Origin of the sequence: Cytobacillus sp. (genome assembly GCF_032154635.1) — a bacterium.
Classification (GTDB): domain Bacteria; phylum Bacillota; class Bacilli; order Bacillales; family Cytobacillaceae; genus Cytobacillus.
Genome location: NZ_JALDXW010000033.1, coordinates 1 through 22,478 on the forward strand (window position 1 = coordinate 1; position 22,478 = coordinate 22,478).

Annotated in this window: 21 protein-coding genes, 1 tRNA gene and 1 pseudogene; 18 read left to right on the forward strand and 5 right to left on the reverse strand. The window is 36.7% G+C overall.

Going from position 1 to position 22,478, the window contains the following annotated elements:
- Positions 1-381 precede the first annotated feature (381 nt).
- The 3 genes from thiD to RUH74_RS18780 all read left to right on the forward strand — a co-directional run bounded on the left by thiD (position 382) and on the right by RUH74_RS18780 (position 1,862).
- Complete coding sequence (gene thiD, locus RUH74_RS18770; RefSeq protein WP_313802779.1) at positions 382-1,230, forward strand: bifunctional hydroxymethylpyrimidine kinase/phosphomethylpyrimidine kinase; 849 nt, start codon at positions 382-384, stop codon at positions 1,228-1,230.
- 78 nt (positions 1,231-1,308) lie between these two features.
- Complete coding sequence (locus RUH74_RS18775; protein WP_313802781.1) at positions 1,309-1,557, forward strand: aminotransferase class V-fold PLP-dependent enzyme; 249 nt, start codon at positions 1,309-1,311, stop codon at positions 1,555-1,557.
- An 86-nt stretch (positions 1,558-1,643) separates the two neighbouring features.
- Entirely contained in the window at positions 1,644-1,862 is a 219-nt protein-coding gene (locus RUH74_RS18780; RefSeq protein WP_313802783.1) for an aminotransferase class III-fold pyridoxal phosphate-dependent enzyme, read from the forward strand.
- Positions 1,863-1,952: 90 nt separating this feature from the next.
- On the opposite strand, the gene RUH74_RS18785 is transcribed toward RUH74_RS18780, so the two are convergent.
- The gene (locus RUH74_RS18785; protein WP_313802785.1) at positions 1,953-2,849 is read right to left on the reverse strand and encodes a LysR family transcriptional regulator; all 897 of its coding nucleotides are present in this window, start codon (positions 2,847-2,849) and stop codon (positions 1,953-1,955) included.
- 683 nt (positions 2,850-3,532) lie between these two features.
- On the opposite strand from RUH74_RS18785, the gene gcvPA reads away from it, so the two are divergent.
- Both gcvPA and gcvPB read left to right on the forward strand, forming a co-directional pair.
- On the forward strand, positions 3,533-4,882 hold the full coding sequence (gene gcvPA / locus RUH74_RS18790) for an aminomethyl-transferring glycine dehydrogenase subunit GcvPA (RefSeq protein ID WP_313802787.1): 1,350 nt from the start codon (positions 3,533-3,535) through the stop codon (positions 4,880-4,882).
- On the forward strand, positions 4,875-6,338 hold the full coding sequence (gene gcvPB / locus RUH74_RS18795) for an aminomethyl-transferring glycine dehydrogenase subunit GcvPB (protein ID WP_313802789.1): 1,464 nt from the start codon (positions 4,875-4,877) through the stop codon (positions 6,336-6,338). The genes gcvPA and gcvPB overlap by 8 nt, the downstream gene beginning before the upstream one ends.
- A 157-nt stretch (positions 6,339-6,495) precedes the next feature.
- Here gcvPB and pdxR read toward each other — a convergent pair whose 3' ends face one another.
- The gene (gene pdxR, locus RUH74_RS18800; protein WP_313802791.1) at positions 6,496-7,896 is read right to left on the reverse strand and encodes a MocR-like pyridoxine biosynthesis transcription factor PdxR; all 1,401 of its coding nucleotides are present in this window, start codon (positions 7,894-7,896) and stop codon (positions 6,496-6,498) included.
- Positions 7,897-8,107: 211 nt separating this feature from the next.
- On the opposite strand from pdxR, the gene RUH74_RS18805 reads away from it, so the two are divergent.
- Positions 8,108-8,177 (forward strand) — tRNA-Cys (locus RUH74_RS18805).
- Positions 8,178-8,547: 370 nt separating this feature from the next.
- Here RUH74_RS18805 and RUH74_RS18810 read toward each other — a convergent pair.
- Positions 8,548-9,138, reverse strand: a complete 591-nt coding sequence (locus tag RUH74_RS18810) for a TetR/AcrR family transcriptional regulator (RefSeq protein WP_313802793.1) — start codon at positions 9,136-9,138, stop codon at positions 8,548-8,550.
- A 226-nt stretch (positions 9,139-9,364) separates the two neighbouring features.
- Between RUH74_RS18810 and RUH74_RS18815 the strand changes: the two genes are divergently transcribed.
- The 5 genes and pseudogenes from RUH74_RS18815 (at position 9,365) to RUH74_RS18835 (ending at position 13,761) form a co-directional block, all read left to right on the forward strand.
- Entirely contained in the window at positions 9,365-9,964 is a 600-nt protein-coding gene (locus RUH74_RS18815; protein WP_313802795.1) for an HD domain-containing protein, read from the forward strand.
- 182 nt (positions 9,965-10,146) lie between these two features.
- Positions 10,147-10,809, forward strand: coding sequence for a DUF2306 domain-containing protein (locus RUH74_RS18820; protein WP_313802797.1), 663 nt, complete (start codon positions 10,147-10,149; stop codon positions 10,807-10,809).
- A gap of 270 nt (positions 10,810-11,079) precedes the next feature.
- Positions 11,080-11,166, forward strand: a pseudogene (locus RUH74_RS18825) (recombinase family protein); the annotation flags it as partial.
- A gap of 113 nt (positions 11,167-11,279) precedes the next feature.
- Complete coding sequence (gene pdxS / locus RUH74_RS18830; protein ID WP_313802799.1) at positions 11,280-12,167, forward strand: pyridoxal 5'-phosphate synthase lyase subunit PdxS; 888 nt, start codon at positions 11,280-11,282, stop codon at positions 12,165-12,167.
- Positions 12,168-12,642: 475 nt separating this feature from the next.
- A complete protein-coding gene (locus tag RUH74_RS18835; RefSeq protein WP_313802801.1) occupies positions 12,643-13,761 on the forward strand; it encodes a DegT/DnrJ/EryC1/StrS family aminotransferase in 1,119 nt (372 codons plus the stop codon).
- A 546-nt stretch (positions 13,762-14,307) separates the two neighbouring features.
- On the opposite strand, the gene asd is transcribed toward RUH74_RS18835, so the two are convergent.
- Positions 14,308-15,111 (reverse strand): archaetidylserine decarboxylase, encoded by an 804-nt coding sequence (gene asd, locus RUH74_RS18840; protein ID WP_313802803.1) that lies wholly within the window; start codon positions 15,109-15,111, stop codon positions 14,308-14,310.
- 249 nt (positions 15,112-15,360) lie between these two features.
- Here asd and RUH74_RS24195 point away from each other — a divergent pair, with 249 nt between their 5' ends.
- From RUH74_RS24195 to RUH74_RS18865, 6 genes are all read left to right on the forward strand, one after another.
- On the forward strand, positions 15,361-15,501 hold the full coding sequence (locus RUH74_RS24195; RefSeq protein ID WP_396230105.1) for a hypothetical protein: 141 nt from the start codon (positions 15,361-15,363) through the stop codon (positions 15,499-15,501).
- Complete coding sequence (locus tag RUH74_RS24200) at positions 15,434-15,619, forward strand: hypothetical protein (RefSeq protein WP_396230104.1); 186 nt, start codon at positions 15,434-15,436, stop codon at positions 15,617-15,619. The genes RUH74_RS24195 and RUH74_RS24200 overlap by 68 nt, the downstream gene beginning before the upstream one ends.
- Before the next feature lie 8 nt (positions 15,620-15,627).
- Complete coding sequence (locus RUH74_RS18850; RefSeq protein WP_313802805.1) at positions 15,628-15,795, forward strand: DegT/DnrJ/EryC1/StrS family aminotransferase; 168 nt, start codon at positions 15,628-15,630, stop codon at positions 15,793-15,795.
- 190 nt (positions 15,796-15,985) lie between these two features.
- Positions 15,986-16,693, forward strand: a complete 708-nt coding sequence (locus RUH74_RS18855; protein ID WP_313802807.1) for an MOSC domain-containing protein — start codon at positions 15,986-15,988, stop codon at positions 16,691-16,693.
- Positions 16,694-17,421: 728 nt separating this feature from the next.
- Positions 17,422-18,588, forward strand: a complete 1,167-nt coding sequence (locus RUH74_RS18860; protein ID WP_313802809.1) for an ankyrin repeat domain-containing protein — start codon at positions 17,422-17,424, stop codon at positions 18,586-18,588.
- Positions 18,589-18,878: 290 nt separating this feature from the next.
- Positions 18,879-20,126 carry a Zn-dependent hydrolase gene (locus RUH74_RS18865; RefSeq protein WP_313802811.1) on the forward strand — a complete coding sequence of 416 codons (1,248 nt, stop codon included), beginning with the start codon at positions 18,879-18,881 and terminating at the stop codon, positions 20,124-20,126.
- Between the two features lie 419 nt (positions 20,127-20,545).
- Here RUH74_RS18865 and RUH74_RS18870 read toward each other — a convergent pair whose 3' ends face one another.
- Entirely contained in the window at positions 20,546-21,205 is a 660-nt protein-coding gene (locus RUH74_RS18870) for a serine hydrolase domain-containing protein (protein ID WP_313802813.1), read from the reverse strand.
- A gap of 391 nt (positions 21,206-21,596) precedes the next feature.
- On the opposite strand from RUH74_RS18870, the gene RUH74_RS18875 reads away from it, so the two are divergent.
- Positions 21,597-22,445: a MerR family transcriptional regulator gene (locus RUH74_RS18875; protein ID WP_313802815.1), complete on the forward strand. Its 849-nt coding sequence runs from the start codon at positions 21,597-21,599 to the stop codon at positions 22,443-22,445.
- Positions 22,446-22,478: the final 33 nt, after the last annotated feature.

Sequence of the window (22,478 nt, forward strand, 5' to 3'; positions counted from 1 at the left end):
TTGAAGATACAATCAAGGCTCATTATCAAGCACTTAGTAATGTCAAAAGTATAGGAGGGTGAGAATAATAATGGAATCGATCAATATACAAAAACAATTTCCGATACTGAATCAAAAGATTCATTGGTAGCCGTTGGTTTACTTAGATAACGCAGCATCAACACAGCTAATGTACACAGAGGAGTACATACGATAAAATCACTTGCTAGCTTTTACTTATACAATAATTTTAGCACTAGAGAAAACGAAAGAGTTTTTTAAAGAGTGCTTTTATTTTAATATCCGCGTAAATACACTCTATTTCGATGGATGGGTAAACACTAGGTCACAAATTATAGACAAAGAAAGTTTAGATTCATATACAAGAGAGGATTTGATTATATGTGGGTACCTAGAGCTTTATCAATAGCGGGTTCTGCTGCAAGAGGAGGGGCTGGGATTCAAGCTGATTTAAAAACTTTCCAAGAGATGGGTGTGTTTGGTCTAAGTTCTGTCACTGGTATTGTTGCATACCATCCATATACAAATCAAAATGTGTTTCCTATAGAACTAAGTGCTATTGAAGCACAGGTATATACAGCGCTTCGTGATGTCGGGGTAGATGCGATAAAAACGGGAATGCTCTATACAAAGGAGAATATTTCCCATGTAGCCAAGTGGATTGAAGAAGCCGACACGACAAAAGTTGTTGTGGACCCAGTCATGGTTGGTAAAATGGACACGCCTTTGTTAAAAGACGATGCTATCAATACCCTTAAAACAAAATTAATACCTTTAGCAACAATTATTACACCAAATATGCCAGAAGCAGCACTATTATTAAAATCGAATCAACAACTTGCAACTGTTGATGACTTAAAACTAGCAGCAATAGAATTAAAAAAACTAGGCTCAAAATATGTCCTTGTCAAAGGAGGTCGCTTGAAAGGTCCAGCTGTTGATGTGCTATATGATGGAGTGAAATTTCATATACTCGAAGCGCAGCGTATTGATACAATTCATACAAATGGAGCAGGATGTAGCTATTCTGCCGCAATCACAGCCCTGTTAGCAAAAGGTAAACCTGTTCAAGAGGCTGTTAAAGAAGCAAAAATGTTTATTACAGCTGCCATTCGTCATTCCATTACATTTAAACGAGGCGTAGGTCCTCCAGACTTTGCTGCTTACCGCATACATGGGGAATTAGGGGTCAAAGAAAACATTATAGAATTTCAGAAACAAGAATATTAAAAAAGAAGAGCTATGAAGAAGTTTAAAGTATCTGTAATTAAATAAGGGGACCAGAATGAAACAAGTTTAAAATTTTATGTGGGGCCAGCAACATTACCTTTAGAAGTATTTCTTCAAATACAAGATGAATTTCTCGATCTACAGGGAACTAGTTTGTCTATTTTAGAGAAATCAAGTAAGGTGTATGAGAATATCAATGGAGAAACACAACAATTGTTGAAGGATCTTCTAAACATTCCTACTAATTATGAGATGTTATTTCTTCAAGGTGTTGAAAGTACGCAATTTGCCATGGTACCTATGAACTTTTTAGTAGAAGGGATGTAAGGCAAGTTACTTTCATAGCGGAACATGGTCAGAAAAGTGGTAGCAGAAGCGAGAAAATTTGGCAAAACTGTCTTGAGGGATACTTAATGGAACATGTTACTAAACTTGGAGTATTCACATCGCAGCGCTTAACAGATCAACTTCAGCACGATCCTAGTGTACAAAATATAAGAGGGCTTGGTCTCTTAATTGGTATTGAATGCCACGAACCGATCGCCCCAATAATTCAAGAGCTACTGCAACAAGGACTGCTCGTAATAATTACAGCGGGAATCCATGTAATCCGTCTGGCACCAGTTTATTAATTACTAAAGAAGAAATTGACCAAGCCGATGACCTCATTGAAGTTGTGCTGAAAAAGTATTGAAAAGCATAAAGATATACCTGATAAAGCTCTAGTTAAAGCGTTCATCTTTAACTGTTTTAATCAACTGGTCCATAAAAACACGACTTGCAGCACATAAATGTTTGTTCTTTCGATAAGCAATGCCAATCTGTGTGGTGATTACCGGATCTTGAATAGGAATCGTTTTAATATGAATATTATCAATATAATCTAAGTAAGCTTTTGGTAGTATCGTAACACCGACGCCTTTGCTTACCATTTGAATGATAGATTCCATCGTCGTCATTTCAAGTACTGGTTTGGGTGCGAAATTCATTAAGCGACACTGTTCGTTAATAACTTGTCGAAGAAAATAGGTTTCAGGTAATAAAATAGATGGTGTCTCTTTTAAAACTTGAAGTGATACACACGCTTCTTTTGCAATGATGTGATCGATAGGTGCAGCAAAAGCAAGATCTTCTTTATAGAGCGGAATAGCTTCTAGGTCTTCATGTTCCAACGGTAAAAAAACGATACCCAAATCTAATTCATTCTGTAATAGTCCTTTATAAATATCTCCAGTTCGTAACCCTTGTACAGAAAGTTCTACATTGGGATAAGCATTGTGAAACCCGATAACTGTTGGGGAAAGCAAATAATTAACAACTGTAAGTAGGGAGCCTATTTTGAGCGTGCCTCTCTCTAATCCCTGAAGTTCGCTAATTGCAGCACGTGCCTGGGAAATTTCATGAAAAACATTGTAGCTGTGATGGAGCAATGTTTTACCTGCATCAGTAAGTATATTTTTTTTGCCAATACGTTCAAATAAAGGCAGCCCTACTTCATGTTCTAACAAACCAATTTGTTGACTAAGAGAAGGTTGGGCAATACCTAGTTTCTCCGCCGCACGTGTAAAATGCAGCTCTTGACACAATACGATAAAGTATTCCAATTGTTTTAGTTCCATCGAATTTCCTCCCAAGTAATTATATTGATGATAGGTTTTAACTATTATTATATATTAATTTATTATATTTTTTTAATAGATGAAATTTATGGTAGAAAATAGTTTAAATATTTGAGTTTATGCAATAACATCTCAAAATTATGAGAAGCCACATTTTTCAGTAATTACTCTCTAACTGTGCTAGGAACACAGTAGAAAGAAACAGAAATAATGTCGTCATAGCCAAGTGATTAGGCGAAGTTCCGTAAAAGCTTTATCCCTAGTTCGATTTTAGGTGGCGCCTCCATCATGTACTTTTCTCATTCATGAACGTTGACTAGAATCAAACATTCAAGTATTTGAATCTTTTACCCTTTTTTTATGGGTAAATATCAGTTTTGTGGTCTATGATATCTCTAAAATTATCACTATAGAATAACATGAAGATTTTAGTCTAGGATAATTTTAAAACAATGAGTCAACAGATAGAAATTGGCGTAACGCAATGAGGGAAATGTGAATTTAGTTTAAAAATAATTGATACATAATCACTGGATTTAAACTAAAATATCGGATTAGCAGTTATCGATTCGAAGTTTTAGATTAAAGGTACAGAAATAGAAATAAAAGTTCGAATACGAAAGTTAAAAGCAAATATCGTAAAAACACCATTTTATAAACGAGATAAATAGGGGGGCATCGTAATGAAATTTCGTTATTTACCAATAACTGAAACTGATAAAAAAGAAATGCTAGATAAAATCGGTGTATCATCCACAGAAGAACTGTTTTCTGATATTCCAGAAGAAGTTAGATTGGACAGGGAATTAAACCTTAAAAAACCAGTTAGTGAATATGAGTTGAAAAAAGAACTAACAGAAATGGCAAGCAAAAATGCGAATTTAACTGAATATCGTTCATTTTTAGGCGCGGGCGTTTATGATCATTTCATACCATCAGTCGTTGATCATGTCATTTCTAGACAAGAATTCTATACAGCTTACACACCTTATCAGCCGGAACTTACACAAGGTGAACTGCAAGCTATGTTCGAATTCCAGACAATGATTTCTTTATTAACTGCAATGCCAATTGTCAACTCTTCCTTATATGATGGGGGAACAGCTGTAGTTGAGGCTGTATATATGAGTGTAGCTCAGACAAAACGTAAAAAAATTCTTATTTCAGCTGCTATGCACCCTGAGTATCGGCAGCTTGTTGAAACGGCCTCAAACGGGAAGAAACTCGAAATCGTCGAGATCAACTACAAAGACGGTTTGACTGATTTAAAACAATTAGAACAAGAACTTGATGAAAATACAGCAGCAGTTCTTGTTCAATATCCTAACTTCTTCGGACAAATCGAGCCGCTGGAAAAAATTAATAAGCTGATTAGGAAACAAAAGGAAGTAATGTTTGTGGTTTCCAGTAATCCGCTTGCACTTGGGTATTTAACACCTCCAGGTGAATTTGGTGCAGATATTGTTGTTGGGGATACGCAAGTATTTGGCATTCCGGCGCAATTTGGTGGACCACATTGTGGTTACTTTGCAACAACTCAAAAATTAATGCGTAAAGTACCAGGTCGATTTGTTGGTGAAACCGTAGATCGAGATGGCATACGCGGTTTTGTTTTAGCATTACAAACGAGAGAGCAGCATATTAGGCGTGAGAAAGCAACATCAAACATCACATCAAACCAGGCTTTGAACGCTTTAGCAAGTTCAGTCGCGATGAGTGCTCTTGGTAAGAACGGTGTAAAAGAAATGGCGAAATTAAATATGCACAAGGCAAGATATACAAAGAAAAAATTAGAGGAGGCTAACTTACCAGCAGCATTTAATGGGTCATTTTTCAATGAATTTGTAATTAAACTTTCCAAACCAGTATCTGTTGTAAATGATCAGTTGTTTGAAAAAGGATTTATCGGTGGGTTTGATCTTGGCAAAGCATATCCAGAATTAGAAAACCACATGCTGGTTGCTACCACTGAAATTCGCTCAAAAGAAGAAATTGATGTTTTCGTAAAAGAAATGAGGGATATCAATGACTAAAGAGAATTTTCCATTAATTTTTGAACGCAGTAAAGAAGGAAGATTTGGATATAATTTGCCGACGCTTGATGTTCCAGAAGTTAATTTGGAAGAAGAACTTGAGGATGTATATGTTCGTACTGTCGATGCAGAACTTCCTGAAGTAAGTGAATTGGAATTAATGCGTCATTATACAGGGTTATCTAACCGTAACTTCGGTATACTTTCTGGATTTTACCCACTGGGATCTTGTACGATGAAATATAATCCGGTGATTAACGAAGATGTTGCCAGACTTCCTGGATTTAGTCATATTCATCCTTATCAAGATCCGAAAACTGTTCAAGGTGCTCTTGAATTAATGTATGATTTGCAAGTTCACCTCGAAGAAATCACAGGTATGCATGAAATCACCTTACAGCCAGCTGCTGGCTCACAAGGTGAGTGGACAGCATTGATGATGATTAAAGCCTTCCACGAAGCAAATGGTGATTATCATCGTGATGAGGTAATTGTACCTGACTCAGCACACGGTACTAACCCGGCTACTGCAGCAGTCGCAGGATTTAAGGTTGTTGAAGTAAAATCAAATGAAAAAGGATTAGTTGACATTGAGGATTTAAAACGTTTAGTAAATGAAAATACTGCCGCTCTCATGTTAACAAACCCGAACACTCTAGGTTTGTTCGAAACTGAAATCCTTGAAATGTCAGAGATTATCCACAGTGTGGGCGGGAAAATGTACTATGACGGTGCAAACTTAAACGCTATAATGGGATATACTCGACCAGGAGATATGGGTTTTGATGTGGTGCACTTGAACCTACACAAAACATTTACTGGTCCACACGGTGGTGGCGGTCCAGGATCTGGCCCAATAGGTGTTTCAAAAGATCTCGCTCCGTTCTTGCCTAAACCCGTTATTCGTAAAAACGATGGTGTGTATGAATTAGTCTACGATCTACCGCAATCCATTGGTATGGTGAAAAGTTATTATGGAAACTTTGGAATTAATGTGCGTGCATATACGTACATCCGTACAATGGGTGCAGAAGGATTAAAGAAAGTTAGTGAGTACGCTGTCCTTAATGCAAACTACATGATGCGAGGCCTTGAAAAAGAATATGAACTCCCATTTACACAATATTGTAAACACGAGTTTGTTATATCTTGTAAAAAACAGAAGAAACTTGGCGTGAGGGCATTGAATATTGCCAAACGACTAATGGATTTAGAAATTCATCCTCCAACTGTTTATTTCCCATTAATTGTGGAAGAGGCAATTATGATCGAGCCTACTGAAACAGAATCGAAAGAAACCTTGGATAATTTTATCAATGCAATGATTCAAATTGCTGATGAAGCTAAGAGCAATCCAGAAATTGTTCAAGAAGCTCCACATAACACTGTTATAAAACGCTTAGATGAAACAACTGCGTCACGTAAGCCAATTTTACGCTTTCAAAGAGAAGGGTAACGCGAATGAATTTCTTCGCTATCAAAATCAATATATAAATTGATAAGGGCATCTGCTGAAATCTAACAGAGCCCTATTCATTATGTTTGTTTTTCCTTATCTGCCTTTTTAAAAGTCGCCTGGGAGATAATAGAGGAGTCTTGTCCCTTAATATAATTCATAACAACCAACATTCTAATAGCAATTGGATAGCATCTTCTAATTCACGTTCAGGAATTCCGGCAAAACCAAGAATAATTTCCGGGGCTTTCTCAGGTTTTCTACCAAGTGAGTAAGCAGATAATGGATAAACCTTCAGGGCTTTCTCAGCTGCTTTTTGAACTAGTTCCTCCTCATTCATCCCGTTATTAACGGCAAGAACGATATGAAGGCCAGAGTGTGCTCCAATGATAGAGAGTTTCTCCTGATATGGTTTTAATAAATCTATAATTTTTTCGAGCTTACGCCGATAAATCTTTCTCATCTTATTTAAATGTTTTTCGAAATCCCCTTCTTTCAAGAATTGAGCTAAAATATGTTGGTCAATTCTTGAGACTGAACAGGAATAATAGAACGACAATTTCTCTATATATTGTTGCAAGAGAAGGTTAGGCAATACCATATAACTAATTCTAATTGACGGCATTAATGACTTTGAAAATGTACCTAGATAAATCACTTTTTCATAAACATCCATGCTTTGTAAGGAGGGAATTGATTTACCGCTATAGCGAAATTCACTATCATAGTCATCTTCGATAATAAAACGCTCTTTCTCCGATGCAGCCCATTTTAATAGCTTTGTTCGGCGGTTTACAGATAATGCAGTACCGTATGGAAAGTGATGGGAAGGAGTTATATAAACGACATTGATATTTTTTTGATAAATACTTTCTACCTTAGCCCCTTCCTCATCTACTTCAAGAGGATACACTTCATTTGGAAAGCCCTTAAGAATCTGCAAGATCAAATGGTAACCGGGGTCTTCTACACCATAAACCATTTTTTTATCAAATAAAAGAAAGAGCTGTTGCAATAAAATTTCGATACCAGCCCCAACAATAATTTGATTTGGTGAGCATCGTACCCCCCTGGCATGATACAAATAGAATGCGATTTCCTGCCGTAATTCCATCTCCCCCTGTGAATCGCCGAGCGGTAACAAAGAATGATTTTCTTTGTTGATCGTATTTTTTGCGTATTTACGCCATACGGAGAATGGGAAATTTTCAGTATCAATCGTGCCTGGAAGGAAATTGTATTTTATATAATTCTGAGTTGTTATTGTATTTTCCTTTAAGGGATGACTTGTCTGCATATATTCTAAGTCTTCATGCATCATGACAAAATATCCTTTACGGGGGTAAGCTTCGACATATCCTTCTGCGGTCAATTGCTGATAGGCTATTTCAATCGTATTTTGACTGATTTTTAGAAAATCAGCTAGCTTTCGCTTAGAGGGGAGCTTTGCTCCGTATTGTAAGTGCCCTTCTATTATTTCTTTTTTAATATGTAAATATAATTGTTCATATAAAGGTATATCACTTGACCTATTCAAATGACATGATAACATTTCCATTTTTATCAACACCTTTAATTCTGGTATGGTTATTTTTAAAAATAACAGCACTTTTAACAGAGTCACCTATTCATTATTATAATAACTAGATTCAAAAAATACAATAAATAGGGAAACGGGGTGAATAAACAGTAATATAATAGGAAGAAACTGAAACTAAATACATAGGTTCACAAATCTCAAGATAATGAAGGAATTAACCCTATTGAATGGCCCATAGCCAAGAGGTAAGGCAAAGCTCTGCAATCGCTTTATCCCTAATTCGAGTCTAGGTGGCGCCTCAATCATGTCTTTTTAGTTCAGCATGCTTGAACGCCTAAATAAGTATTACAACTCAGGAATTTAAATAATTTAGACTATTTCTTAAAATAGAAATATTAATCAAGAGATCTATGATGGCTTCTAATAGGGGGATCACCAACAAAACGTGAATTTCGTACGCTAAGCGATTGTTTACATTGAAAAAACCGATTTCCTGTACGCTAAGGGATAATCGGCTTTTTAAGGGGTTTAGGTGAGATACATATAAAAAACGGATTGGAAACGGATTGTAGCATAGAATTTATTTTCATTAGATTATCTTTCAATTTCGGATACAATCTCATCACCATTAAGTCAAAAAGCTCGTTGTTTCTCAAAATAAAAAACAAGCTAAATTTGTAGCATAAACAAATAACGCAGCACGTGTTGCTTACTATAAGTAACGTGTTTATTATCCCTTTCTAGTTTACTAGCCATAATACTTCCCTCAAGGGTTGCAACAATAAAGGAAGCTACCTCCTTTGTATTGATATCCGGTTTTAACTCCTCGTTTTGTATACCTTCTTCTATAATCCCTTCAATCATATTGAGAAATGTATAGAAAACTCCAAGTGCCTTTTCTCTTAACAGAAGATTCGTATCATCACTGTCTACAGCAGTATTCAGCAAAGGACATCCCCCTTTTATTGGTGGATTATTTATTACATCTTCGTATACATTAAAAAAAGCACCAACCTTTTCCAATGTTGTATTAGCATTGCTTATAGCCTCAGAAAAATGTTGTGAGACAGTATCAATGGCGTATTCAAATGCCTCTAAAGCAATCTCATCCTTACTTTTAAAATTACGGTAAATTCCACCCTTTTGTAGCCCTGTAGCCTCCATAATGTCATTCATTGAACAGCCAGCATAGCCTTTTTGATTAAACAATTCTGCCGATTTTAATATAATGTGTCTCCGTGTTTGTTCACCTTTTTGCATAATATCCTCCATTATTATTGTTGATAAATTGTAACATCTTTTAGTTGTACATTAACATATAATAAGTTACCTTAAAAGAGACCGAACGGTCCTTTTTAACTTGAAAGTAGAATTTCTAAAAGTAGAGGGTGTGAGAATTAGTATTTGAAGAGCATGCAACATTCTTATCATGCTATTGATATCTGACATGAATTTATTGAAAACAATTAAAACTAAGGAGGAAATTATGCATAACATTATTATTCCAGATAGTAAGGTAGCAAAAGAAGCTACCCAATTGATTTACGAGATTTCTCCAGAATTTCTTTATAATCATTGTTTACGGACATATGCCTTTGGTGATGCATTGGGGAAAAAATATGGATTTAAATATGATCAGGAGTTATTTTATCTTGCTTCTGTCTTACATGATGTTGGTCTTACAGAGCATGTTTGTTGTAAACATTCATTTGAATATGAAGGTGCTGATCATGCAGAAAAATTCCTTCATTCTCATGGTTTTTCACAAGATAAAATTGATGTGGTACGTGAAGCTATTATTCTACACACCTCGGAAATTGCTGAAGAAAAACAACCAGAGATTGCTTTAGTTCATTTCGGGGCGGGAATGGATGTAGTTGGTTTACGTATAGAAGATATTCCGGAGGAAACATTTAATTTTATAATTGACGTTTATCCTCGATTAGGTTTCAAAAAATCTATGATTGAACTTATTAAATATGATTCCGATTTAAAAAATGCACAGCAACAGCCAAATAATCTGAGTTCTTCTATGCTTCGTATGGGGTTTGTAGATTGGGTGATGAATGCTCCTTTTAAAGATTAGAGAATAAAGAATTAAAATGTCATGGGGCTTAGGAATAAATCATTTCCTTAAGAAAGAGAAATGCTACTCTTTCAGCCTTCATTTAAAATGAAAGGGTAGTGTTTCCTATAAATATTTCGAATTAAAATGAATTTTACTTATTAGATAAATGCCTACAGTAACCTTCAAAAAGGATGGAAAAAATGAACCGAGTAAAAAAGGTGACAAATATTCTTATTATAGTCATCCCTATAATATGGGTACTACATACGCTTTCAAAAAACTTTATAATTGACCCGTTGTTTCAACGGTTTCTTTCCAATAAAGATCAATTCCTAATGAACCAGTCATTATGGATTTTGATGATTCGTATTCACATTCTTCTCGCTGTAGCAGCTCTCATGACAGGACCCTTAGGTTTGATTAAACGAATTCGCTTGAAATCGTTGCAGTTTCACCGTTGGAATGGACGTATTTATGTTTTGTCGATTATTTTGAACTACATTCCTGGATTCTATGTGTCTTTCTTTGCAACAGGGGGATGGCTCAGCACAATTGGGTTTCTCATTTTAAACACCTTATGGATTTTAACAACACTCAAGGGGTATTTATTTATTAAAAAGAAACAAATAATTCCCCACAAGTATTGGATAATGCGTAGTTTCTTCCTTTCTTTTGCAAACATGACCATTTACGTTATTGTCACAATTATTCACCATGGTGTAAACCTTTCCTATGTTACGTCATACACCATTGCGGTGTGGCTTTGTTGGATGCTCAATTTATGTTTGGCGGAAATCTTTATTAGAAGGGAAATGTCGTCTAAGCATTTGATGTATATAAAAGAGAATGACTTGTCTAGATAAATTACTAGTTTAAGTGCATTCCTTCATAATTTTCATTATATTTTAACATTAATTTCTAATTTATATAGAACTAGGTGCGATTAATAATATACTGTTTACCAACCAAGTCCCATAACGACCGTTTATGGGACTTGGTTGTTTTTTTACAAAGGAGTTAAAACTCATTCATATCGAGTACCAACACCCATATCAAAAAAAGTTCCTTATCTTAATTCAATGAGGTTTTTGATACAAATTTAATAGATATATTTAGATAGGAAGTGAAATAATTTGATTTTTGGTTATGCTCGTGTCAGTACAGAAGAACAAAATCTCGATATGCAAATAGATGCTTTGCAACAATATGATATAGATAAGTAACTGACCTTGTCATTTTTTGAAAAACTGACACTTTTAATACGATCAATAGATTTTTATAATGATCAATAGATTAAAAATGTAATAGCTAGTGAAAAAGGAGTGTATAAAAAGTGGAAAAGTTAATAGGAACTGAAACTGTAAAAAGGGGCATGGCTCAAATGCAAAAAGGCGGCGTTATTATGGACGTCGTCAATGCAGAGCAAGCCAAAGTAGCAGAAGCAGCAGGTGCTGTTGCCGTAATGGCATTAGAAAGAGTTCCCTCTGATATCCGCACAGCCGGGGGTGTTGCAAGAATGGCAAACCCTCTAATTGTTGAAGAAGTAATGAGTGCAGTATCCATTCCAGTAATGGCTAAAGCACGTATTGGTCATATTGTGGAAGCAAGAGTGCTGGAAGCAATGGGTGTTGACTTCATTGATGAAAGTGAAGTGTTAACGCCTGCTGATGAAGAGTTCCATTTATTGAAGAGTGATTTCACTGTCCCATTTGTATGTGGCTGCCGTGATCTTGGAGAAGCTGCTCGCCGTATCGGAGAAGGTACTGCAATGCTGCGTACCAAAGGTGAGCCTGGTACAGGTAACATCGTGGAAGCAGTACGCCATATGCGCAAAGTAAATGCACAGGTACGAAAGGTTTCTGTGATGAGCGATGATGAAATAATGACTGAAGCAAAGGTTCTTGGTGCGCCTTTTGAAGTTTTAAAACAAATTAAAGAACTAGGCAAGCTGCCAGTTGTTAACTTTGCTGCCGGTGGTATTGCTACTCCTGCTGATGCAGCGTTAATGATGGAGCTTGGCGCTGATGGAGTGTTTGTTGGTTCAGGTATCTTTAAATCCGGAAATCCAGAAAAATTTGCAGGTGCAATTGTTCAAGCTACAACTTATTACACTGATTATGATTTAATTGGCAAGCTTTCTAAGGAACTTGGAGCTGCGATGAAAGGAATCGACATTTCCAAATTGTCTCTTGAGGAAAGAATGCAAGAACGTGGCTGGTAAGATTGTAATAAATGCTAAAGAACTGGTTGGTTTAGAGGAATCACTCCCTTCAAATTATTGGTATTACTGTAAAAAGAAATGAGTTTGGCCGGTAAATTGCTAGTTTTGAAGCATATCTTAATATTTCAAGTATTGGCGATCCGTATAAGGTTCTTTTTATTCGTTCACCTTATATTGAAAGTATTGGTGAAAATGTAGAGGTTTTTGCAAAATAAGATGGTAGATTTGTTACAGCAAGAGAAGGAAATGTCCTTACTTGTGCCTTTCATCCAGAGTTAACTCCTGATACTTTTTCTTCTAGTATTTCTTGGGATTTTAGTAATTAAGAAGCAAAAAGAAGTGTAAGTAGAACGAATAATAGAGGATGCACCCTTACATTTTAATGGAATAATCAAAGTGAAACCTTTGATTTTTTTACTAGTTTAGTCCTGTCAAAAAAAACTTGATAAAATAATAACTTTCGGAGGAAGTAAAATTGAAAATTCCTATGTTAGACCTTAGTGAACAGTATCAATCAATAAAGAGTGAAGTATTGGAAGTACTTGATAATGTAATGAGCTCTTCAAGTTTTATCTTGGGTGAAAATGTTAAGAAACTAGAACACGACATTGCAAAGTTTAATAATGTTACACACGGAATAGGGTGCGGAAACGGCAGCGATGCAGTCCTTATAGCTTTACAAGCTCTAGGAGTAACTATAGGGGACGAGGTTATTACAACTTCTTTCACCTTTTTTGCAACGGGTGGTGCCATAACAAGATTAGGTGCAACACCAGTTTTTGTGGATATTGACCCTGTAACATTCAACATTGATCCAAATAAAATTGAAGAAGCTATTACAGAAAAAACTAAGGCCATTATACCTGTACACCTATATGGTCAAATGGCTGATATGGAGAAAATTTCAGTAATTGCCAATAAACATAATCTTGCAGTTGTGGAGGACGCTGCACAGGCCATAGGAGCGAAGCATAATGGGAAGACTGTAGGTGAATTTGGAACAGTTGCAACATACAGTTTCTTCCCTACTAAGAACTTGGGCGCTTATGGAGATGGCGGCATGATAGTAACAAATGATGATGAAGTAGCAGAACTGAGTCGAATTATCCGTGTTCATGGAAGCAAGCCTAAATATTATCATCATGTTAATGGTTATAATAGCCGCTTAGATGAACTTCAGGCAGCTGTTCTAAATGTCAAATTTCCTTATCTGGAGCGATGGGGTGAACTTAGGCGTGAAAAGGCTGCAATATATACAAGTCTCCTAAAGAAAATATTGGGTGAAGAAGTGATAACTCCAGTTGAGAAAGAAGGAAATTATCACGTCTTCCATCAGTACACGATTAGAGTAGAGAAACGCAACGAACTACAGTCGTATCTTAAAGAGCAGGGAATTGCGACAATGGTTTATTATCCGCTACCTCTTCATCTTCAGCCTGTATTCAAAAGTCTTGGGTATAAAGAAGGGGACTTTCCTGCGACCGAAAAGGCAGCTAGAGAGGCATTGTCACTTCCAATGTATCCGGAACTTAAATTAGAGCAGCAAGAAAAGGTTGTGGCGAAAATTGCCGAATTTTATGGGAATAAGTTTTAGATACTGTATTTCAAATAATTAGGTTAAATTTCTCGTAATCTCACATAGAATGATGTTGATTTCATTACTCAAACATAACATGATTTTTAGGTAAGTTTTGTTTTATGAAAAAATAAAAGTAAGTGAACAGGTAGAATATCTGATTATGTAACAACAACGCCAATGCATCCTATGGTAGTAAATAAAATGTAAGAAGTAATGAATCGTCATACTAACATTAATTAAGCAGACTAATTAGTATTGAAAATAGTACCAACTTTAATGTAATTTATGTTTTTTCATTAAACTCGTTAATCCTTAACATTAACGAGTTTTTTAGTATCCAACAATATTGTCAGTGATCAGCATATAAAATGAGCAAGAATTAGCTGATACATAATCGGAAGGCGGTGTTAGGTTGATTCATGGACCTTGGCAAGTTGGCGAATAGCTCCTTTAGGACCAATGATCGCCGATATTCGAATGTGGCTAAACTAATTAAACAATATGAATCTTTAATCAACAAGTATTCACGAAAAGGCGAATATCAATTAGAGCATCCGTTTTCTATTCGTTCTGAAAGCCTGGTCCCCAATATCCAAGTGGTTCACCTACACGTACCTGAGTTCCTAAACAAAGCTCTTGGAGAAACTCGAAAGCTCCGTTCTCAACGAAAAGAACAACAGTTGACCCGAACTCGAAATAAGCAAGCTCTTCTCCTTTATTGAGATGGATCGCGAGCGAGTTCGTATACTTGACACTGCTTACGTTCATTGCACCGACTTTAACGATAGATAAAACGCCATATTGATGCCTCATATAAGTGATTAGTCGCTCGTTACGACTTAATACTTTGTTCATATGCTTTAACCCAAACTCGTTTACGGGATACGCTCTTCCTAAAATATGGTTCTTCTCAATGATCGTTCCGGTAACCGGTGAGTGAACGCGATGATAATTAGCTGGACTTAAATAAAGTACAATAAAGAAACCTCCGCGATATCTGTTAAAGGTTGGAGCAGAACCTAACAGCTCGTTCGTAGTATAATTTTGGCCTTTAACATGGATGATGCTTTTTTCGTCTATTCGGCCTATTCCAGTAATGGCGGCATCCACGGGACTGACTAACGCGGCGTTACTTTGATCAATCGGACGAATGCCATCCTTCAAACGTCTAATAAAAAACTCATTTAATGACTGATAAGATTTCAAAGGCTTTTCAGCATCTTCGGTATCAATCCCGTATGCTCTCGAATACCAGGAAATAAGCCAGCGGCTGGCTCTTGTTTTAGTAAATGACCCGATCAACTTTGAGGACCATTTATGAGATGTCAGTTCAGTTAACGTATGAAATAAACGTCGAATCGCCATAAGTATCGCCAACTTTTCTTTGATTATAAATAGATTTAAGAAGCATTATAGTATAAGGTTTCATGCCGTATCAATTATGATTTGCCTATCGTAATGATAGGCTTGCTAGAATCATAGGAAAAAACTATTGTTTTTATAATATTAATGGAATAGTCTTATCATAATTTCGATATTATACTCAACTTATGATCCTGTAACGAAATTTCCATATTTTAAGTAAATAAATAGCATGCAGGAACGAGGGCAATAATGGAAACGAAAATAGGCGTTTTATCATTGCAAAGGGCAGTGGACGACCATCTGAACATGATTCATGAAGTTGGTGCAGTTGGCATCGCCATTAAAAGAACAATTAACCGGTATAGATGGCATCATTATTCCTGGAGGTGAAAGTACAACAATAGGGAAAATGATGAGTAAATATGGGTTTAATCGAGGAAATTCGATCGCTTGTTATGTCTGGAAAACCTATATTTGGAACCTGCACAGTGACACTCCCAACTGTTGAGCGAACTCTTGAGTTATTATCAATCGCTTGGTTATACGGATCATCTGTGTCCCCATGCCGAATCCTATTACGAAGAAGCAATATCTCTGCCGATTTTTCCGGCGATGACCGACAGTGACGTGCAGGATGTAATCGATGCTGTATTGGAGACGGTGGCGCTCGCTTCTCAGTTTTGACGCAGGTAATTAAAAAAGTCACCAGTTGGATAGAAGCAATGGCAGCCAGAAGAACCTTAAAAGATAGAAAAATTGAGTTCTTTGGTCGTCATGGCTTGCTATTAAGATTCATCGTGAACGAATGCAGGAACATGGTATATAGTCGTATCAGTAAACTTTTTGATCAAAATCTTTGAGAGTGGTGATTCAAATGGCAACTATTGAAATTTTATCATTAAATGTAGGTATGCCAAGGGAGGTCAAGTTTCAGCAGAAAGACGTTTCTACGGGGATATTTAAGAAGGCTACAGACGAAGCTTTGTATTTATCTTATCTAAACTTTGAAGGGGATGGGCAGGGAGATCTCGTTCATCATGGAGGCAGGGAGAAGGCCGTATGTGTCTATCCTTATGAACACTATCCATTTTGGGAAAATGAATTGAATAGACCGTTAGAGTACGGGTCCTTAGGAGAAAACTTAACGATAAAAGGCTTGTTGGAAACTGATGTCTGTATTGGGGACGTTTTTGAGCTTGGTAAAGCAATCGTTCAAGTTAGTCAGCCGAGACAGCCTTGTTACAAGTTGACGATCAGGCATGGTGTACCGGATATGCTCTTGAAGGTACAGCAAACTGGCTACACGGGATTTTACTTTCGCGTTCTGGCAGAGGGTGTCGTCTCTAAAGACGACGGACTATCGCTTCTTCATCGTCATCCTAAGGAAATTACGGTTTCATTTGCCAATCGGATTATGCACCGAGAGAAGAATAATATCGAGGGCATCAAACAAATCCTCGAAGTAGAAGAATTGTCTTTGAATTGGAGGAATACGTTTCTAAAACGTTTGGCGGGAACCGAGACGGATCCTCGAGAAAGACTTACAGGTAACACGAAAGGCAATGAATCTGCAACGATTTGAAGGAAAATAGTGACTACAGTACGAACGCCGCTTTTGCTTTGAGTCAGAAGTTTTGAAAGGAACAAGCTACCCATAAGATAGGAGTGATCGATATTACTTTAATGATGATGGTGGATAGGATAAGGAAACATCGTCATTTCTTTCTACAACATTGAAAGTTGGTGGTGACAATTATAAAGTCCATATGGAGGTATATCCTCAGTATGTTACAACTACACCCACGTTTATAAAGTTACGTAGTAATCCTTTTCTTCAGGTAATTGGCTATATTTGGAATGCGAATACAGATAAGAAAGAAATATTCATTTCTCCATTGCATCTTTGCCCAAATTAGGAAAGCGTATTTTGGATGAGTTGGAAACCATGGTTCTTCCGTTAACCATGTTCTAATCAATTTATTTTATGAATTAAATGGTTTTCTTTTACAACTATTAACCCCACAATATACAATTAATTCTGTTACTGTATATAGTGGGGTTATTTATAACTTTATTAACAGTGAAGACACCCTATTAATGTCGAATAAGAAGTATTCATCTCAACTTCGATGAATATTGCTATTAAGGATATACTCTATAAAGCAAACATAGATCTTCTTTTTTCTAAATTAAGTAAAAAAACTCAATGGAAGAATTTTGACTATAGTTTGAATCATAAGAATTTAATTCGATAATTACACAAGAAGGGTCTTTTCTACAACTTGAAAAATAATAAGGGAGATAGAACGTATGTATGATCAAACCTTAAACGAAAACCTAATTATTGCTAGTAAAAGTGGAAATGCTGCAGAAGTAGAACGTCTTTTACAAGAAGGGGCAAGTGTTGAATATAAAGATGGGAATGGGAGTACAGCTTTAATGGCTGCCACACAAAAAAATCAAATTTCTGTAGTGAAGCTTTTATTGGAAGCTGGAAGTGATGTGAATACAAGAGATATTACCCAGTTAACTCCGTTTATTTGCTCGGGTGCTAACGGATTCCACGAAATCCTACGCTTGATGCTTGGCTATGGTGCTGATCTCCAAAGCGTCAATCGATTTGGCGGTACTGCCTTGCTGCCCTCTAGTGAAAAAGGGTTTTTGAAAACCGTTCAAGTTTGCTTAGATGCAGGCGTTCCAGTGAATCATGTGAATGATTTGGGCTGGTCCGCTTTATTAGAGGCAGTCATCTTAGGGAATGGCGGCCGATTATATTCTGATGTGATCCAACTTCTAGTCGAAGCTGGTGCAGATATACACCTTGAGGATAGAGATGGGAAGTCATCCCTACAGCATGCAGAAGAACTCAATCAACATAAGGTAGTAAAAATCCTTACAAAAGCGTATGTCGAAACGAATGCTAGCATTCAGCAAGCGAAAACGCTTTATATAGAAAATAAATATGGGGAAGCACTCACGATCCTTAGTAAAGCACTTGAAACGGATCGGGAAAACCTAGATTTGTATTTTTATAAAGGTTATGTTTTACAAGAATTAAAGCGATATGAAGAGGCGCTTGAACAATACAAACGCGCATTAAAAATAGATTCTACTGATCTAGACTTTTATTTCTATACAGCGAATTGCTTGCGGCTTATGAATCTTCAGGATGAAGCACTTGCTGAATACAATAAAGCTTGTAGCCTTGATCCGAATGAGACTTTTTACCGTTATCATAAATCAAATTATTTAAGAGAACTTGGCAGACACGAGGAAGCTGTCACGGAGATGGATAAGCTTTTGGCTCTCCAGCCGCATCGGTACGACTTTTCATTCCATAAAGCGAACAGTCTTAGAACTTTAGGAAGACATGAAGAGGCGATTGATGCAATTGAACATGCGATCAAACATGATCCGACTAATCCTTTATATCAATTACACAAAGAGCAGTCGATTGAATTACTAGGAAGAAAGTAGATTTAGAGGGGATACCAGCAGGAAAACGAGTTATTGTTGCTATTTGTAACAGCTTATTGATTTAAGAAAATACATGGAGAGAAGTAATGTCAGTTTTTCATACATAGTTGGTCCGGCCCTATGAATCTAGTGCCGGATTTTCCTTTTGTATTGCTGGTCTTAGTTCATTGATCCAAGCTATACAATAAAACACACTTCCCTTTGGAACAATTATATGATGATAATAGGATGGTGAAGCTTGTATAATAGAAGAATTAGAATCTATAAACGAGAAGATAGGAGATATCTGTATGGACAGCAAGGAAAGATATCAGATACTTTTTGATAAAATCAATCAATATAACGCATGCGATAAAGGAATTACACGAGTGGCGTATACAAATGAAGAACAGTCTTGCACACACGCTTTTATGCGTATGTGTAAGGCAGAGGGATTAGACATTCGTATGGATCCGTGTGGAAACGTGATTGCGAGAAGAGAAGGAAGAATAAAAGGTCTTCCCCCTGTGCTAATGGGATCTCATCTGGATACAGTTTATCAAGGGGGGAAGTACGATGGAGTAGTCGGTGTGACTGCTGCATTGGAAGTGGTTAAACGGCTCAATGAAAAGGGGATTGAAACAGACCATCCCATTGAGGTGATTGCATTTGCTTGTGAGGAGTCTTCTAGATTTGGTGTATCAACTGTAGGAAGCAAAGCAATGGCTGGCCTATTTGACAAGGAAAAAGTGAGAGATTTAAAAGATCGTGATGGCATGACATTGGAGGAGGCTCTATCCTTTTGCGCGCTTGATATTGATAGTGTTGAATATGCGAATAGGAAAGAGGAAAAAATCAAGGCGTTTTTAGAATTGCATGTCGAACAAGGTCCGGTACTGGAGGGCAATCATAAAAAAATCGGGATTGTTACTGGAATTGCGGCACCGGTTCGGTTTTCTATAAAAATAGTGGGCACCCCTTCGCATTCTGGTACAACGCCAATGAATATGAGAAAGGATGCACTTCTTGGTGCCTCCGAAATCGCGCTGGAGCTTGAGAAAATAGCGGTAAATGAACAAGATTATGGAACGGTTGCTACTGTTGGGGTGGTCGATATTCCTTCTGGCGCAATGAACGTCGTGCCAGGTGAAGTAGAAATCAAAGTGGACATTCGATCAACTTCAATAGATTCAAGACAGAGGGTGTTAGACCACCTAGTCCAAACCATTCAAACCGTGGAAAAGAGAAGAAAACTCGAAATTATCAGTAAGGAAATTATTAGTGAAGAACCAGTGTTACTATCCGAAGAAATAAGAGATGTGACGCAAGCCATTTGTGAGAGAAGAGGTCTTTCCTACCAAGTAATGGCAAGTGGAGCTGGTCATGATGCGATGAACATGACAAAACTATGCCCGACAGGTCTTATTTTTGTCCCATCAGTAGATGGTCTCAGCCATCATCCGGATGAATTCACTGAACTAGATGATATTTTATTGGGGATTGATGTATTGGAGGAGGCAGTGCTTCACTTTGCACGGAAAGATGCAGTCATTTCCTAGTGAATTTTGATCGATCCTGCGAATTCTAGGAAGTTCATATTATTTTCAAAGATGTGGTCGCTATTTTTCACGCATGGCATCAAAAAGATGGAACATTATATTTGCATTCAAAAAACATTATTCCGTTTACTCTATCCTATATCGGTGAACCGTGTCAGTAGTGCTGCTGTTGATTTAAAATAAAGTTTGATCAAAAATATCTCACAAACCTATACAATAAATAACAAGAATCTATTTTGAAATAAAGCTTGTTCAAAATAGATTCTTAGATTCGATTTTATTAAAAAGTTTGATTGTTTTCTGTCTTTGATCTTCAGCAATCGCTTCCTTTACTGGAAAAGCGTTCTTGAATAGGGACCCTGATTGAAAACCCACTTGCTAGGTGGAGTAAGAGGACTCGAGCTGGTTATGTTTATTTTTTATTTACTATCACTTTTGGTGAAAATAAGTAATAACCCAAACAAATAATAAATGATGCTTGTTGTTATGACACTATAAAGTAACACTGTGATCGAAGTGGGGGCCCAAACTTTTATAAATGTCCACGGCAAACCAATGAGTATGAGTATCAAAATTGCAGCTACAATTAACGTATGAATGCATAATAGTATGATCCGCTTTAAGTTTAATGATGTCCTAATGCGTTGTTTTCTAACAAGCTTCCTCATTACTTTCAACGTTAGTAGGATAAAAAATAAACCTGAATATCCGACTACAATACACAGGATGGTCACGATGCTATCTAACTTTTGATAGCTATCTGAATGATTATTATTAGTAACATTGTCCCCCTCCCATGCCTTCGTTGTCGATCCGATTTCAAATAATGTATTAGAAGTAACGGGTGTTTTCGCCTTTACATCAGCGTATCCGAAGCCTTTTTGATAAACCGTTTTCCCCTTTTCTACAATAACTAATGATATCCCTGGAATTTTACTGATCTTTTTTTGCTGTTCAACAAACTGTTCGATCTTTCGAGTTTTTTCACTTGAGTCGGCTTTAGCTATATTTGGTGTAAAACCACTAACCGCTAAAATCATTACAATCATTAACAAACACAGTTTTACTGAGTACTTCATTACCGATTCTCCCTGGTCAAAGTAAGTTTTTTATGTAGCTATTGCTGTTACAAGAAGGTATATCCTTTACATGGCCATGCTCCTAGCAGGTGAAGCAGCGTCGTTTCCACGCATGTTAGTCTAAATGTTCTGAACAACGTATAGTTTAGCAGGTAATATTTATCCAATCCCTTGATTTATATAACAAAATCACGCGTCGACATAACAATGTTGTCACATATCGTGTATGTCCTAGTGAGACGGTCATTCTGCTACTTGTATGCTAACTAGTCCTCGGTGATGTTTCCATTCCATAAAATGTTCAAAATAATAGCGTAAAATGATCCTCTTTCGCTGTCATAATAAAAGTAATTATTTTTTCTACTTTGATAGACAGCTAGGAGGTTTAACAATGCGAGAAAAGATTCCCATCGGGAAAATGGCGAAGCTAAACAATATTACGACTCAAACCTTGCATCATTATGATAAAATCGGGCTGCTGTCACCATGCTATATTGATCCAGAAACAAATTATCGTTTTTACAGTATTAAGCAATGTGCATGTCTGGATTTTATAAAGTATTTAAAGAATATGGGCTTTACACTGCAAGAAATAAAAGAAGCTTTTGCAGAAAAAGATGCGGATTCCATTCCAAAGCTTCTTGATGAAAAAATTCAATGGATTGATCATAAAATGAATGAGCTAGCACAAATGAAAAAAACGCTGAAGATAGCAGCCGAAAACTATAGGGCATATAGGCAAATCCCGGAAATGGGAGTAGTTGAGAGGGAATACCTCCCAGAACGAATCATTTATTGCTATGACGGGAAAAGAGATATTTATGACGATCAGTTAGAAACATATGAATATATATTGAGGGGGCTAAGGGATCTAGCCCTTATTCATCAGTTCCCAACTTCGTATTTTTGTAATGTAGGCTCGATTACTCGTATGGATACCATTAAACAGAGGAAGCTTACGTCCACAGAGATATTCATGTTTGTTGATGCAACTTGTTCCGACGTAAAGGGAATCGAGCGTCTGCCTGCACATGAATACGTATCGATTTACTGTGATCACTTTTCGCAGGAGAAAGTGTATGCCTTTAAATTAATCGATTATATCGTGGAAAATCAGCTTGAAATAGCTGGAGATTATATTTGCGAAGTTATTGTGGAATTGCCGTGCTGGACACAGTATGAACGCCGGATGATTATGAAACTGCAAATTCCTGTGAAAAAGAAATTAAATAGTGCTTGACCTTATTGTAACAATAAGGTTTACGATATAACT